13 protein-coding genes and 1 pseudogene are annotated in these 15,288 nt (G+C 40.2%); 11 read left to right on the top strand and 3 right to left on the bottom strand.

Annotated features, from left to right (window positions below):
• The first annotated feature begins 237 nt into the window (after positions 1 to 237).
• The 4 genes from NSQ44_RS17905 (at position 238) to NSQ44_RS17890 (ending at position 3,460) form a co-directional block, all read left to right on the top strand.
• Positions 238 to 1,143 (top strand): carbon-nitrogen hydrolase family protein, encoded by a 906-nt coding sequence (locus NSQ44_RS17905; protein WP_063389120.1) that lies wholly within the window; start codon positions 238 to 240, stop codon positions 1,141 to 1,143.
• Positions 1,109 to 1,777, top strand: coding sequence for a GNAT family N-acetyltransferase (locus tag NSQ44_RS17900; RefSeq protein WP_232515623.1), 669 nt, complete (start codon positions 1,109 to 1,111; stop codon positions 1,775 to 1,777). The genes NSQ44_RS17905 and NSQ44_RS17900 overlap by 35 nt, the downstream gene beginning before the upstream one ends.
• 246 nt (positions 1,778 to 2,023) lie before the next feature.
• Positions 2,024 to 2,569 carry a hypothetical protein gene (locus NSQ44_RS17895; protein WP_340857943.1) on the top strand — a complete coding sequence of 182 codons (546 nt, stop codon included), beginning with the start codon at positions 2,024 to 2,026 and terminating at the stop codon, positions 2,567 to 2,569.
• Between the two features lie 441 nt (positions 2,570 to 3,010).
• The gene (locus NSQ44_RS17890) at positions 3,011 to 3,460 is read left to right on the top strand and encodes an SgcJ/EcaC family oxidoreductase (RefSeq protein WP_063389118.1); all 450 of its coding nucleotides are present in this window, start codon (positions 3,011 to 3,013) and stop codon (positions 3,458 to 3,460) included.
• Positions 3,461 to 3,735: 275 nt separating this feature from the next.
• Here NSQ44_RS17890 and NSQ44_RS17885 read toward each other — a convergent pair whose 3' ends face one another.
• A complete protein-coding gene (locus NSQ44_RS17885) occupies positions 3,736 to 5,307 on the bottom strand; it encodes a bifunctional metallophosphatase/5'-nucleotidase (protein WP_340857941.1) in 1,572 nt (523 codons plus the stop codon).
• Positions 5,308 to 5,493: 186 nt separating this feature from the next.
• Here NSQ44_RS17885 and NSQ44_RS17880 point away from each other — a divergent pair, with 186 nt between their 5' ends.
• The 6 genes from NSQ44_RS17880 (at position 5,494) to NSQ44_RS17855 (ending at position 12,291) form a co-directional block, all read left to right on the top strand.
• Positions 5,494 to 6,429, top strand: coding sequence for a phosphate/phosphite/phosphonate ABC transporter substrate-binding protein (locus tag NSQ44_RS17880; RefSeq protein WP_340857940.1), 936 nt, complete (start codon positions 5,494 to 5,496; stop codon positions 6,427 to 6,429).
• 114 nt (positions 6,430 to 6,543) lie between these two features.
• The gene (gene phnC / locus NSQ44_RS17875; protein ID WP_063389115.1) at positions 6,544 to 7,335 is read left to right on the top strand and encodes a phosphonate ABC transporter ATP-binding protein; all 792 of its coding nucleotides are present in this window, start codon (positions 6,544 to 6,546) and stop codon (positions 7,333 to 7,335) included.
• Positions 7,319 to 8,110, top strand: a complete 792-nt coding sequence (phnE, locus tag NSQ44_RS17870) for a phosphonate ABC transporter, permease protein PhnE (protein ID WP_340858297.1) — start codon at positions 7,319 to 7,321, stop codon at positions 8,108 to 8,110. Before phnC ends, phnE (NSQ44_RS17870) begins: the two co-directional genes overlap by 17 nt.
• The gene (phnE, locus tag NSQ44_RS17865) at positions 8,104 to 8,907 is read left to right on the top strand and encodes a phosphonate ABC transporter, permease protein PhnE (protein ID WP_445659542.1); all 804 of its coding nucleotides are present in this window, start codon (positions 8,104 to 8,106) and stop codon (positions 8,905 to 8,907) included. The genes phnE (NSQ44_RS17870) and phnE (NSQ44_RS17865) overlap by 7 nt, the downstream gene beginning before the upstream one ends.
• 109 nt (positions 8,908 to 9,016) lie before the next feature.
• Positions 9,017 to 10,939 carry a DNA-binding protein gene (locus NSQ44_RS17860; protein WP_340857935.1) on the top strand — a complete coding sequence of 641 codons (1,923 nt, stop codon included), beginning with the start codon at positions 9,017 to 9,019 and terminating at the stop codon, positions 10,937 to 10,939.
• 306 nt (positions 10,940 to 11,245) lie between these two features.
• Positions 11,246 to 12,291, top strand: a protein-coding gene (locus NSQ44_RS17855; protein WP_015374552.1) for an IS630-like element ISBs2 family transposase whose coding sequence is annotated in 2 segments (ribosomal slippage) — positions 11,246 to 11,749 and positions 11,752 to 12,291 — 1,044 coding nt in all. Because the reading frame shifts where the segments join, the coding sequence is not laid out codon by codon here.
• 80 nt (positions 12,292 to 12,371) lie between these two features.
• On the opposite strand, the pseudogene NSQ44_RS19130 reads toward NSQ44_RS17855, so the two are convergent.
• Positions 12,372 to 12,712: pseudogene (locus NSQ44_RS19130) on the bottom strand (hypothetical protein); the annotation flags it as partial.
• Positions 12,713 to 13,023: 311 nt separating this feature from the next.
• Between NSQ44_RS19130 and NSQ44_RS17845 the strand changes: the two are divergent.
• Positions 13,024 to 13,833 (top strand): ATP-grasp domain-containing protein, encoded by an 810-nt coding sequence (locus NSQ44_RS17845; RefSeq protein WP_117016887.1) that lies wholly within the window; start codon positions 13,024 to 13,026, stop codon positions 13,831 to 13,833.
• A gap of 508 nt (positions 13,834 to 14,341) precedes the next feature.
• Here the strand turns inward: NSQ44_RS17845 and NSQ44_RS17840 are convergent.
• Positions 14,342 to 15,220, bottom strand: a complete 879-nt coding sequence (locus NSQ44_RS17840) for an IS982 family transposase (RefSeq protein WP_340855981.1) — start codon at positions 15,218 to 15,220, stop codon at positions 14,342 to 14,344.
• Positions 15,221 to 15,288: the final 68 nt, after the last annotated feature.

Here is a 15,288-nt window from a genome sequence, read left to right as displayed (position 1 = left end):
CAGCGGTTCGTTTTTTTCGATGTTTTCTATAATTTCCAGAACACATTTTGAATGTGTGGCTGTTCAAAAGTTTTTCGGTCTTCTGAAGATTGTAATATCACGTGATAATTCATTTTCGTTCACTATCTTTTGCATAATTATTATACTGTATTTAGCAAATTAAAATAAACTGGTTTTATGTTATACTTTGTTCAATAATAAGCGGGGAACAGATTATGATGAAGGGAAAGAGGCTACATGAAAATACGTGTATCTGCTGTTCAATATCATCTTCATTCCATCGGGAGCTTTGAAGATTTTGCAAACCAAGTAACGCATTATGTGAAAACCGCAGAAGAGTTTGATGCTGATTTTGTTCTTTTTCCTGAATTTTTTACGACTCAATTGCTGTCCATTCCGAATCAAAAGCAGACGATTCAAAATTTACCTCATTATACGGACCGATATTATTCACTATTTACATCGCTTGCAAAAGAAACGGGCATGCATATTATTGGAGGCACTCATATTATCGAAAAAGAGGGACGATTGTATAATACAGCCCATTTATTTTATCCCGATGGCCGGATAGCTGAACAAGCGAAGCTTCACTTGACGCCGACGGAAGTGAAAGAATGGCATTTGACTCCCGGAGAAACGGTTCAAATATTTGAGACCGAAAAAGGAAAAATTGCCATGTTAACTTGTTATGATATCGAATTTCCAGAAATCGTTCGAATTGTACGAGGAATGGGAGCTGACGTTGTGTTCTGTCCGTCTTGTACAGATGACCGCCACGGATTTCAACGAGTGCGGTATACAAGCCACGCCAGAACGATTGAAAATCAAATCTATGTGGTGACAACAGGGACAGTAGGTTCGCTTCCTACCGTTGATTTTATGAGGGCAAATTTTGGCCAGGCAGCGGTCATTACTCCGAACGACATCCCATTTCCGAAAAACGGGATTTTGATGGAGGGGGAAATAAACCACGATATGATTATTACGGCGGATCTTGATTTATCTCTCTTATACAAAGTGAGAGAAAACGGATCTGTCACCACTTGGAGAGACCGCCGCTTTGATTTGTATCCTGATTTAAGTGTTCATGGACGAAAGGGGAATGGAGATGAGCCGTTACAGAAAGAGATTTTATCTGAATAATCAAGGCCGCAATGTCGAAGTGGTGATAAGGAATTATAATGAAGCAGATTTTGATGAATTAATTGAAATTCAAAAGGAAAGTTTTCCGCCGCCTTTTCCATCAGAACTTTGGTGGAATAAAGAGCAATTAACGAATCACGTGACATTGTTTCAGGAAGGCGCTTTATGTGTTGAGGTAGAAGGAACGTTAGCAGGATCGATGACATCTTTAATCGTGAATTTTGATCCCGCCCATCCTGATCATACTTGGGAAGAGATAACGGACAACGGCTATATCCGTAACCATGATCCGAATGGCAACACTTTATATGTTGTGGATATTTGCATCCGTCCGTCCCACAGAAAGCTGGATTTAGGAAAATGGCTTATGCAATCAATGTACGAAGTAGTTGTCCATAAAGGATTGGATCGCTTGCTCGGCGGCGGCAGAATGCCGGGATATTATAAATATGCGGATGAGATGTCAGCTGAACAATATGTCGATGCTGTCGTCAGCGGAGATTTAAAAGACCCGGTTATTTCATTCCTCCTCCGTTGCGGACGGACGCCTCTTGGAATTGTGGCTAATTATTTGGAGGATGAGGAATCCCGTAACTATGCTGTTCTAATGGAATGGAAAAATCCGTTTAAATAAGTAATTGAAAAAAGCTGCTTGAACGCCAATTATTGGTGATACAGCGGCTTTTTTTTCATGCTCGCTCTACTAATATTTTAAACTTGCTTTCACATGGAATATGAGCCAGTTTCCATATCAAACTTCGGCTTTTTGGATCTGTACCTCCGATATGATCGTTCGGTATTTACATATTGCAGCCATTGCCTATTCACTTTTGCCTAAGGTAAAATCAAACATAATAAGGCATGACTGGGGCGATAAATAGTGGATGAACGAACGAAGCATTATTTTGCGGAATTGCAGTCAAGTGATAAAAATGCGCAGTACGAAGCGTACAGCAGCATTATGAAGATCACTGAAGAAGAAGTCGATTGGGCGTATGAAGTATGGGATCAGCTGAAGGAAGAGCTGACAAGTAAAGACCCTCATAAGCGCTCGAGTGCTGCTCAGTTTTTAAGCCGCTTAGCGATCAGCGATCCCGAACAGCGAATGTTGGAGGATTTTCCTCAAGTTTGGGAAGTAACCTATGATAAAAAGTTTGTAACTGCCAGACATAGTTTGCAGGCTATTTGGAGGATTGGTTTAGCTGGGGAAAAGCAAAAAGAGATGGTTATCCGTCATTTGGCAGCTCGGTTTGACAACTGTGTTGACGAAAAACATGCGACACTTATTCGGTTCGATATTATTCAAGGGCTGCGAAACTTGTATGATAAAGTGCAGGATGAAGCGATCAAGCAGCTTGCCTTCGATTTAATTGAAAAGGAAGAAGATCCGAAATATCAAAAAAAATATGCAGCAGTATGGAAATAGAAAAAAAGAGCCGTCAGTAGCAACACTCCCAGTAAATGAATGGCAATATGATTGCAAGAATGATTGTTTGCTGATTATGTAGTGGCTTTAGAGGATCGGAAGGTATTTGCAGACTGTCGCAGGCATTCATTTCCAACAGATTAATTGAAGAACAAACATATTCTTACAATAACAGAAGGAAAAATAATGCCCTTTTAAAGTGATTGCACATCAAATAAATGCCGTTTGAAGTGAAAAAAGAAGAAAATTTTCATTTTGAAGTATTATACGCTGTCAAGCTTCTATAAAAAATACTTTTGATCATTCGTCTCAGCGCTTCAAAGCAGAGGCTTCAGTAGAAAAAACTGCACGTAAATATTAAATCGGCAACATTTTATAAAAAAAATTTTTCAGTTGATTGGCTATCATAGAACAAAGAATTACATTTCGGAGTGATAAACGATGGAAAATTCTCAAATAAATGAAGTTCAAGAGCTGTACCAGCAACTAATCAATGCGTGGAACAATCGAACTGCTAGCGGAATGACGGATCTGTTTACTAAGGATGGCGAAAGCATTGGTTTCGATGGCAGTCAGTCGATTGGACGCGATGAAATATTCGCACATCTCCAGTCCGTCTTTGAACACCACCAGACAGCTAAATTTGTCAGCAAAGTGAAAAATGTCCGGTTTCTAGCTCCTGATATCGCTATTTTACGAGCGATTGCCGGTATGGTTCCTCACGGCCAGTCCGATTTAAATCCTGATGTGAACACTCATCATACACTTGTTGCAGTGAAAACGGAAGGAATTTGGCGTATTCAACTTTTTCAAAATACTCCAGCTCAGTTTCATGGCAGACCTGAATTGGTTGAACAAATGACCGAAGAGTTAAGACAGCTGCTTAAATAATCCATGTCCTGTTCAGGGGAATGGTGAAATATACTTTCATGCAAAAAGAAGATTAGGAAAATCCTAAATCTTCTTTTTTGATGTGTGCGAATAAAACGCTTCACATTTTCATAACGAAAAAATCATTTTTATATAATCATCGTTGATATCAAATTTGTTATTAATGACTTTTTGTTGCTGTAAGCCTCTGTGATATTTGGACAAGTAATCTTTGATACCTATTAGTGGCATTTGTTTTAAATAAAAAGCGGGCAAATCGGAAAATGCTTTTACTACTATAAAACTACCCTCCAATTATGATTGCAAGCTGCGATGATAGTTTTGTGCTCTAATATGTAGTTGGCAATGAGTTCGGTCATGTCGATGGGGATATTTTTAACGATCGGTTTTTCTTTAAACATATCAAAATTGCCTGTTCCACCTGCGCGGTAGCTGTTCATGACGACATCATATTCTTTGTCAAGCTCCAATGGGCTGCCGTGATAATTTAGCTTCACAACTCGTTGGCCAACTGGATTAGAGATTTTTAATTCGTATTCAATTCCTTCCCACATATCATAATTGTAATGCTGCGGTTTAGGATATAAGAAAGCGGGATTGACAGAGATTGTTCCGTTTTGAACCGTAAAATACTTGGCGCTTTGCTCTAAAGCATCTTTAATATCTTGGCCGCTGATGCGGATGACAGTTAATGTGTTCGGATAAATATAATTGGAAACAATATCGCGCATTGTAACATGTTGTTTGAATCCAGGCAAGTCATTATTGAATAAGGCAGTGGCAGAAATATCAACTTTGGCTGTTTCCATTTGCACCTTATTGATAAATTCTATAAAAGGATTGTCTTGTAATCGGGTCTTCAATGGATCAGATACGGTCATGTCACCAATAACGGTTCCGATCGGCTGATCCAGCCATTTTTGCGTTTCTTGTTCAATATCGGATATCAATGCCAAAACATCTTGATTCGCTTCCATTTTTTCATCAATTTTGATTAAGTTGGAATGACTAACGATTGCGGGGCTGTTTCCATTTGCCTTCTGTCTAACTTTCATCGTCACTTCACCCAAAAATTGCCCCTTATGGCCTGGCTGAATGATTGTGATGCCGTTTAGTTTATCTGCGAGTGGGCGGTGCTGATGGCCTGTGATTAAAATATCAACACCCTCTAGTTCTTGGCACATTTGGTATGCTTGGTTTTCTCCTGTCAGCTGTTCTATAGGCTCTCCAGTTTGTAGATCTCTTTCAAATCCCCCATGATATGAGACGATCATCACATCTGGTTTTTCTTTTTGGCGAATATCGCTCACCCATAATTTAGCCGTTTGCAATGCATCTTTGAAAACAAGTCCCTCAATATTTCGCGGCTCTTCCCAATTAGGGATGAAATGAGTGGTGATACCAAGTACAGCAATTTTGACTCCGTCCAATACCTTGACGAGATAAGGTGTTCCAAAAGCGGGCTCTCCTGTTGTTTGCTTTAAGATATTGGCGGACAGCCAAGGAAAAGCAGATTGGTGAATCGCCTTTTGTAAATAACTTCGTCCATAATTAAATTCATGATTTCCCAATACGCATGCATCATATTGGAGATCATTCATAACTTGAATCATCGGATTTTCACTGTCGGGTCTGCTTTTTGCATGATAATAAGTCAACGGGCTTCCTTGAATCAAGTCTCCATTATCAAGTAAGAGCACGTTCCCTTTTTTTCTTTTTTCTTTTATAATCGTGGCTATTTTGGCCAGTCCGAAATTTTGTTCTTCTTTGTCTCTGTAATTGGTCGGGTAAATGTAGCCGTGAAGATCGCTGGTTACAAGCAGATGAATCGCAGTTTCTTTCTCCATTATTTTCCTCCCTTCTTTTTTCATCATAACAAATTGTTGCAAAAATGAAACGAATAATTGAGTGAAAAGAAAAATTTACAAAGTTAACAAAATATTTGTGATATTTTATAACGAAATTTACAAATAATAAAAAAATTGGTGTTAAAATGGAAATTAGATTTTCAAAAAGATATGGGGGAAATTAATATGTTAAAAAAATTAGTAGCTTTTGGAACAATACTAGCTTTAACAGCGGTGGTCATCAGCGGATGCGGGGAATCAAGCCAACAAACTAACAGCAGCAAAGAATCAGAAGGGTATATTCCGAAAACTCTTTCTGTACAATTTGTACCTTCTCAAAATGCAGATACATTGGAAGCCAAAGCAAAGCCGCTTGAAAAGTTATTGGGAGATCGTTTAGGTATACCTGTAGAGGTGAGTGTTTCAACGAACTATAATACCATTGTTGAAGCAATGGAATCCAAAAAAGTAGATGTAGGATTTTTGCCGCCAAATGCTTATGTGCTGGCGAAAGAAAGAGGAGCTGCTGAAGTAATTCTTCAAGCGCAACGTTACGGAGTGGATGATGAGACCGGGCAGCCAACAGATGAACTAGTAGACAATTACAAATCAATTTTCGTAGTGAAAAAAGATTCTGGTATTACTAGTGTGAAAGATTTAAAAGGAAAGAAAATCGCTTTTCAAGATGTCACTTCATCTGCAGGTTATGTTTGGCCGGCCGCAACGCTGATGGATAATGGGATTGATCCATTAAAAGATGTACAAGGAATAACAGTAAAAGGGCACGACCAAGCAATTATTTCTGTTTTGAACGGTGATGTCGATTGTGCGGTTGTTTTCCAAGATGCCCGCAATACCGTAGCAGGAGATTACCCAACTGTTTTCGAAGATACGAAAGTCATTGAGTTTACAGAACCGATTCCGAACGATACGATTTCCGTCCGTTCCGACATGAATTCAGAATGGGTTGAAAAAATCAAGCAAGCTTTCATTGATATTGGAAAAGACGAAGAAGGGCATGCGATTATAAAAGACATTTACACGCATGAAGGCTACATAGAATCGAAAGACAGTAACTTCGATATCGTCAGGGAGTATGCTGAAAAAGTGAAAACTGAATAATGTATTTTCATAAAATATAGCCAGGCGAATCGTTCGTACTGGCTAATCCTCTATGAATAGATAAAGCAACGTCGGGATGTTTAGATAAATATTTAAAAAAGGTTGGTATGCAGAGTGATAGAATTTCATCGTGTTACAAAAATTTATCCTAATGGTGTAGTAGGATTGGAAAATATTGATTTGAAAATTGAAAAAGGGGAATTTGTTGTGATTGTCGGTTTATCTGGCGCTGGCAAATCAACGTTGCTACGTTCTATTAATAGATTGCATGAAATTAGTTCCGGAGAAATAACAATAGACGGGAAATCCATCACGAAAGCAAAGGGGAAGGAACTCCGCCGCATCCGTCGCGACATTGGGATGATCTTCCAAAATTTTAATTTAGTGAAAAGGTCGACTGTTTTACGAAATGTTTTATCTGGAAGAGTTGGCTACCATTCTACTCTCCGAACCGTTTTGGGATGGTTTCCAAAAGAAGATGTGGATTTGGCCATGAATGCTCTGGAACGAATGAATATTCTTGAAAAAGCGTACACCAGATCGGATCAGCTTTCAGGAGGACAGCAGCAAAGAGTGTCGATTGCTAGAGCTTTGGCGCAAAAAGCTAAAATCATTTTAGCGGATGAGCCTGTAGCATCTTTAGATCCTTTGACAACAAAACAAGTAATGGATGATTTAAAAAAGATCAATCAAGAGTTAGGAATAACGCTTGTTGTCAACCTGCACTCGGTCGATTTAGCTAGACAATATGCCACAAGGATCATCGGCCTGAAAGCAGGACAAATTGTGTTTGACGGATCTGCTAGGGAAGCGACAGATAAACGGTTTTCTGAAATATATGGAAAGCCTTTTGAGGTGGGAACAAATGAAGCGGATAGAGAGTTTAAATATGAATCGATTAACTAAACAAGAAATTCCTAAAGCACCTACTAAAATAAAGCATTACTTGACAGCAGCGTTGATTGTGCTGCTGATCGGCTGGAGCGCCTATCAAACGGAAAGTTCTTTCATCGATTTTGTTGAAGGGTTTCCAAATATGTTTGATTTGCTTGTACAAATGTATCCTCCCAGCTGGTCATATTTTGATGATATTGTTCCGGCAATGCTTGACACATTCCGCATGGCGGTTATTGGGACAACGATGGGAGCTTTGCTTGCGGTCCCATTTGCTTTGTTATGCGCAAGCAACATCGCTTCTAGTAATTGGATTTATTACCCGTTCAGATTTATTTTAAATTTAATTCGTACCATTCCTGAACTTCTTTTAGCCGCTATATTTGTTGCGATTTTCGGATTGGGGCCATTACCAGGAATATTTGCATTAGCTGTTTTCTCAATGGGCATTATTGCGAAATTAACTTATGAAGCGATGGAAAGTATTGATAAAGGCCCATTGGAGGCGATGACGGCAGTTGGCGCCAATAAAATTCAATGGATCGTCTACTCTGTCGTTCCGCAAGTGTCCCCTTACTTTGTCTCTTTCGTTCTTTACACCTTTGAAATTAATATAAGGGCTGCAGCTATATTAGGACTAGTGGGAGCAGGAGGAATCGGAGAATATTATGATAAAACATTAGGTTTTCTTGAATACGACAAAGTGAGTACAATCATTATTTTTACATTAATGGTTGTTTTGTTGATCGACTATATTAGTTCTAAATTGCGGGAGAAACTATTATGAAGAGTGTTGCAAGACCAGTTAAACCAAAAAAGAACCAGTTTAAGCTGTGGAGTATATATGTGTCATTGGCTGTTATTTATATATGGGCATTATCCGGTATTCCAATAGAAGGATTTAAAGAAACGGCCGGCCAAATTACAAAAGCGATTTTATCCGGCATTCTTTCTCCTGATTGGGGATATGTTTACTTGCCCGAAGGCGAAGATCTGCTCCGAGGGCTATTAGATACATTAGCGATTGCCATATTAGGCACATTTATTTCAGCTTTTCTATGTATACCGTTTGCTTTTTGGGCGGCTAACAATATGACGAAAGGAAAGATTGCGGCAGGAACAGGAAAATTTATTTTAAGCTTTATCCGGACATTTCCGGAACTAGTGATGGCGTTGTTATTTATTAAAGTAGTAGGCCCTGGCTCTTTTGCCGGTGTGTTGGCGCTCGGACTCCATTCCATCGGGATGCTTGGCAAATTGTTTTCAGAAGAAGTGGAAAATATTGATTTCGGACCAATTGAAGCTTTGAAAGCAACAGGAGCAAGCGGCTTGCAAACGCTGTGGTTTGCCGTTGTTCCACAAATCATTCCTGGGTTTATCTCTTACACCTTATATCGTTTTGAAATTAACCTCCGTTCCGCAAGCATTTTAGGAATCATCGGTGCAGGCGGAATCGGTACACCGCTTATATTTGCCATGCAGTCTCGCGACTGGAGTCGTGTCGGTATTATTTTATTAGGAATCATTGCCATGGTTACGATCGTCGATATCATTTCCGGCTATTTGCGCAAGAAGGTGGTTTAGCAGATGCTCATTAGGCAGCAATGTATATCGAAAGCTTCAGCAATAGCGGCTGAACTCAATAAAAGGCTTTTGCCTTGTTGAGTTAATAAATTATGGAGGTAGAGTCATTATGAGAAAGATGCTGTTGCAGGGCCTTGTGGCAGTATTGGCGTTTTTTATTTTTGCTTTTGAAAACGTAACTGTAAGTGCAGAAGGTCCGAATGATCCGGCCCCAATCTTAGTTCCTAGCGATCCGAACGGCAAGAAAGTTTTGTTTGATAACAGCCATGGGCAAACAGCAGGACAGTCCGATTGGGTGATTGATGGTGCATTTTCCGATTTTGCCAATGCATTGCTTGAAGCGGGATATACAGTGAAGGAGCATCGGAGTTTAGATCCACTTACTCTGGAGGATTTAGAAGGTTATAATGTTTTTATTATTCCAGAGGCACAAATTCCTTTTAAGAAGTCTGAACAAGATGCTATTGCCGAGTTTGCAGAACAAGGGGGAGGCGTATTTTTTATTGCCGACCACTATAATGCCGACCGAAATTTTAACCGTTGGGATTCAAATGAAATTATGAATGGTTGGCGCAGAGGGGCTTTTGATAATCCAACAAAAGGAATGGATCAAGGTGAACAAGCTGCAATGGCTGGTGTTGAAAGCACCGATTGGCTAAGTGAAGAATTTGGTGTAAGATTTCGTTTTAACTCGATAGATAACACAACAGCAAATGTGATTATACCATCTGATGAATCCTTTGGTATAACGAGTGGCATTGATGAAATTTCGATTCATGCTGGTTCTACACTGGCTATTATGAATCCTGAAATTGCTAAAGGGATTGTTTATTTGCCTGATGGGCTTACTGTAGAAGAAAACAAATGGAGCAATGCAGTTGACGGAGGGGTTTATTTTGGCGGCGGAATTCATGAAGGGCCCTTTGTAGCGATAGGAAAAAAGGAAAGAGGAAAGGCCGCTTTCATCGGTGACTCTTCTGTGGTGGAAGACAGCACCCCTAAATATAGAAATGAAGAACACGGAGGAGTCAAGAGAACGTACGACGGATTTACTGAAAAAGATAATGGCCAATTGCTAATGAAAATTGTCGAATGGCTGTCTCATAAAGAAAGTTATCTAACCTTCTCTGAACTTGATATACCGCTTGATCAGCCTTCACCAATATTAGAAATGGAGACCCCAGAGCATTCTGAGGAGCTGAAGCCGGAGCCTTGGCGTTCACCGAATGAAGGTTATCTTTGGTATGATCAATCGACATTTGCTGACGGTTCATTTGGCTCGGAAATGGATCCTCCAAAAGATATTAAATATAACATTGAAACCCCTGAATATTTGCCAACTGGCGGAGAACCTTTTCAAGTAACACTCAAATTAACAGATATGAAACCGGGACAAGTCATTGAAAATGGGGAAATTCAAGTATATTTAGAAGGTGGTACATCAATTTCGCAAGTTCGGCTTCCGAATGGAACATGGCCTACCACTTACGGTTATCAAAGTGTTGGGAGCATTCAAGCTAATCAGCATGGTGTGGCGGAAAAAGTACTGACAATGAGACTTAACCCAACGGTACAAGACGGAACAACAGGATATATTCGCCTTCGAATAGGGGCTGGAAACAACGTCTTCACCAAAACAGTCAATATCGGTCAGTCAATTGTTGAGACGCCGCCTGGCGGTGAAGAAAAATATCAATTGTTAACACCGAAATATATTCCGCTAGGTGGTATACCATTTCTGGTAGAAGTGGTGATGAGTGGTTTAACACCTGGCCAAGCAGTAGCAAATGGACAAATTCAAATATATCTGTCAGGCGGGCAAAGCATTTCGCAAATCCAATTTGAGGATGGAACATGGCCAATCACTTACGGTTATTTCAATATCGGCAAACTGACAGCAGATGAAAATGGAAAAGCAAAGAAAACGATCATGATGCGCATTAATCCAAATGTTTCGGCGTATGAAGCCTATATCCGTTTGCGCTTAGGTTCGGGCAATAACGTTCTCACGCAGAAGGTAACTATGAGATAGCCATTACAAATTGAAAATGTGTTAGTGTGTATCAGGTTTTAGAACAGTATTTTGCAACGGCAACGGGGGTAATAATTATGTTTACATTACCATTCGATAAGGTATCACTAAAATGTTATTCAGCTGAAAGAAGGAGATTGTCTCCAAACATAAGACTAAATATTCACTCTTATGCGTGGAAAAGCGGTGTTCCTTATATGCCCCTTTTTACATTATTTAGTTAATATATATAAATTGAAATAAAGGTTTTCTCCCGTTCCACGGCGAATAAATACAAAGAGAAAATAGGGGAACGGAGAGAAAACTATGATGCCAAATCACAAAGACGAGATCGAAAAGTTGTCCACTGCCATGAAAGAAGCAAAAAGTAAACGAGCATATGAACGCTACCAAGCGATTTATCTTCATTTGCAGGGATATACCAAAGGAGAAATCGCAACGATTATTGGTCGATCCAAGAAAACTATTTATAACTATATTCATGCCTACGCCCAGCGCGGTCTTGATGGACTGGAGATGAAATACTCACCTGGCGCCCCACGTCGATTGACCCCTGAGCAGGAAAAAGAGCTGGCTTTGATCATTGAACATCAGCTCCCCGTAGATGTGGGATTCGAAGCAAAATATAATTGGACGCTTGCGATAATCGCTGAACTCATTCAACAAAAGTGGGGGCCAACATACACGCTTCGCGGAACAAGTGACATTCTGCATCGGTTAGGGCTAAGCTATACGAAACCGACCTATACACTAGCCAATGCCGATGAAGAGAAACAAAAAGAATTCGTCGAAATCACCTTCCCTGAAGTAAAAAAAAACTGGTAGATGGGAACATCGCCCATGTCCTCTTTCAAGATGAGTCGATGATTCGTGATTACCAAGCGATTCAAAAAACATGGTTTGTCAAAGGAAAACAACGAATCATTCCGACGTTTGGAAAACATCAAGGGCTGAAGCTGATTGGCACGTTGAACTACGAAACAGGGGAAGTGTTTTGCATCGAAGAAGAACGCTATGACGCGGAAACATTTCTTCGATTTCTTCAACTTGTGTTAGAACGCTATCCCACAGGCAAAATAGTGATGATTTTAGATAACGCTCGAATTCACCATGCCAAACTCATTCAGCCATTTTTAAAAGAACACGAAGATCGGTTAGAGCTCGTCTTTTTGCCACCATACAGTCCGCAATTGAACTTGATTGAAGGGCTATGGAAATGGCTGAAATCAGACGTGATTTACAACGTGTTCTATTCGAGTGTGCAAGAAATTAGAAAGAATGTCCAAGCCTTTATTCAGCGAATCAACCAGAAACCAGAACAAACGATCGATCGTTTGTGTGTTCAGTTGTAAATCTTTAATTCAACTTATATAGGGACGGTTCGATAAGTCCCTAATAAAATGAAGCCAGTATAGAAAAACAGCTCGTTTTTCTATACTGGCTTTTGTATATGTTTACAATTTTTCTTAGAAAACAGCTGGCGGATGACGGTTACTTTCAGTATGTTGTGGGCTAAAGCCACAATCCCTTCATGAGCCTCGGCAAATTCTTGAAGCTTTCTCTCCGCTATTTCTCATTAAAATCCTGAATTGTTTTCCTCAGCTTTTGAGCTCAAACTGTACATCGACTTCAAACGTTTCCGAATCTCCTTGATCGTCTGTTCGATTACATTGGTCGCATACATCACGCTCCGAATACTGACTGGATTCGTCCATAATTGTCAGAAGGACATCCAAGTCGTTGCCGCGATTGCGCCTCTCTCAGATATTTGGTAATGACGGAATGGCAGATCATAAAATATTGCCTGCGCCCCGGGAGCAATGGTGATACGCTTTCTCAGGCAGCACTGGCGGGATCACTATAAATAAAAACAAGGGGATTCCCTTTTTCCGCTTCAGAGTCGAAGTAATAGCAAAAAAACATCCGCCTGTTCTACGTCCTTTCAAGATGCCATAATGAAGTAAAAAATTTCTCACGGCATTTGAAAGGGGAAACTATTGAAAATTTTATTTGCGAAAAATTCATGAAGATTCTATTATTTATTTAGAAAATTGTTATATGTTTTGGAGTGTGGTCACGAATTTATGAAAATGGTTTCCTTTAATGCATACCGGACCATCGGAATTCCAGGTGTACACTATATAAAGCCTGACAATATGTTTAAAGAATTAGAAACCATTCGACAAGCGGATATTGTTCTTTTTCCTGAAACGTGGCAAGCCCCTGCTCTAGTATACGGATTAAAGAAAAAAATTTTCCCAAGCATTGAATCATTGCAGTTGGGCTTTAGCAAAGTAGAAATGACGAGAGCGCTGTGGACGGTGGCGCCTGAGCATGTTCCATATACGGAAATATTGGCGAGCACCCCAAGCAATATCGAAAAAGTATTAGAAACGTTCCCGTTCCCATTTGTTGCAAAGGAAGTCCGGAATTCAATGGGAAAAGGAACCTTTTTAATTAAAAATGAGTATGATTTTTATCAATATGCTAATCAAAATGATGTTTTGTACGTACAAGAATATTTAGAAAACGACGGAAAAGATTTACGCATTTGTGTCATTGGAAAAGATATTTTCACCGCCTATTGGCGGGTTGGGGCGGAAGGGGAGTTTCTCCACAATGTTGCCCAAGGCGGAAGCCTCTGTTTTAAATTTATACCGCAAGAAGCTTGTGACCTTGTTTTGAATGTCTCGAAACAATTGAACATTAATCATGCCGGCTTTGATGTGCTAATAAGCGGAGGGCATCTTTATATTCTCGAGTTTAATGTTCTTTTTGGGAATATGGGCATCACAAAAAGTGGCTTATCAGTTGAAAAAGCAATTTATGAATATTTATTAAGTGAATTTGTGCCGCCTTTTCCAACATCACCGACTACAAAAAAGGTTATTTAAATCAATAAATGCTAAATGTTCATTTTTGTAGATTCATAGTGATACTTAATAAGGAAAAGACGGAAGAAATGCAATAGTTTTTCTTATCATAGAGTGGGAAGCGGCCAATTGGAAATTTTTGTTTTTTAAATGGGAAATACAGTATGAGATTGCTTGTGGATAGATCGTGCGCCAGCTTTGGAAAAGATGTTTAACGGGCTTCCTTCGTCGATTGTGTACATGCTTCAGGAAGAGCATGTAAAGGTTCATTTGCATGAAGAATTATTTTAAAAAAACTTTTTTTCTCGCTATTGCTCAGCTGATCACAAAGGGTAGATTTTTTCATCTTTAAACGAAAGGACAGCCGAAAGTTGCACTTTCCTTCAATAACGATTTGCCGCACAAAAGGTAAAATTTGAGCCTGCTGTCTGATTTATGTTTCACATGGAACAAATGTGCTGAACGTTTGTCTATTGCAATAAATATGAAAACATTTATTATAAGTTATACCCGTGGTGCTAGTTGAGCGTTAGAACTCAACTAGCCCTAGTGTGACCAGCGAATAGGCTAACAATATGCCGTCGAGCGCTACTTCAAATCCGATCATGGAATTCGCTCGAATCTCTGTGATCCGGTATTGGTCAACCAGAACCGAGAACACCGTCTCGATCACTTTGCGTTTTTGTTGGATCCACTTCTCCCATGCCTCGGACGGGCGATGTTTCTGGTTTTTTCGAGACGGAGTCCAAAGCGCCATTTGGTATTCTTCGTACAGCCTTTTTTGCAAGTCACGGCTAATGAACCCTTTGTCCCCGAGGTTATAGGGATGAGGAATTTGGGTCATCACGCTTTCGGCTGCGATTCGATCGTGGCAGGATGCTTCCGTCACCACATATCCCATTGGCAAACCTTGATCGGTCACTTGAAGGTGCAGTTTCAACCCGTAGTACCATTGCTTTTTTGAAGCGCAATACCCGATGTCGGCGATCCCTTGAAACCGTTTGACACGATGCATTCTCGCAGCATGGCACAACTCTAACGGCAAGCTATCGACCACGGCATAGGCATGATGTTGGCCGCGTTTCGCCAGTTCATGGCGGATCCATTTCATCGCCCAGCGCAGCGCCCGGCAACGGCGATTGTATCGGGAACGTTCGAGAAACTGCCCGTTTGTGAACAAATTTCCGGTGACAAAGCGATGCCATGCCCGTTCGGAAGAAAAGCCAAGCAGCTTCCCCAAAATGTGAATCGCTATGATCACGTCATCTTCTTGCTTTACCAAATGGCGGTTGCGGCGTTGAAGATGCGTCTGAATCAATGACAGTTGAGCGGAGACAAAAAAGAAAATGGCGGCATATTGCTTTTGAATCTTGGTCCGATCTGTAGTAAAATGAAAGTGCTCTTGCATGGGGATTCTCCTTTCGAATGGTAGGTCGCACTTTCATTTTAAGGAGATCCGCCAGGCAAGGGCTATTT

It is taken from the genome of Aeribacillus sp. FSL M8-0254, assembly GCF_038008845.1.
Classification (GTDB): Bacteria; Bacillota; Bacilli; order Bacillales; family Aeribacillaceae; genus Aeribacillus; species Aeribacillus composti.
This window is presented reverse-complemented; position numbering and strand designations above follow the sequence as displayed.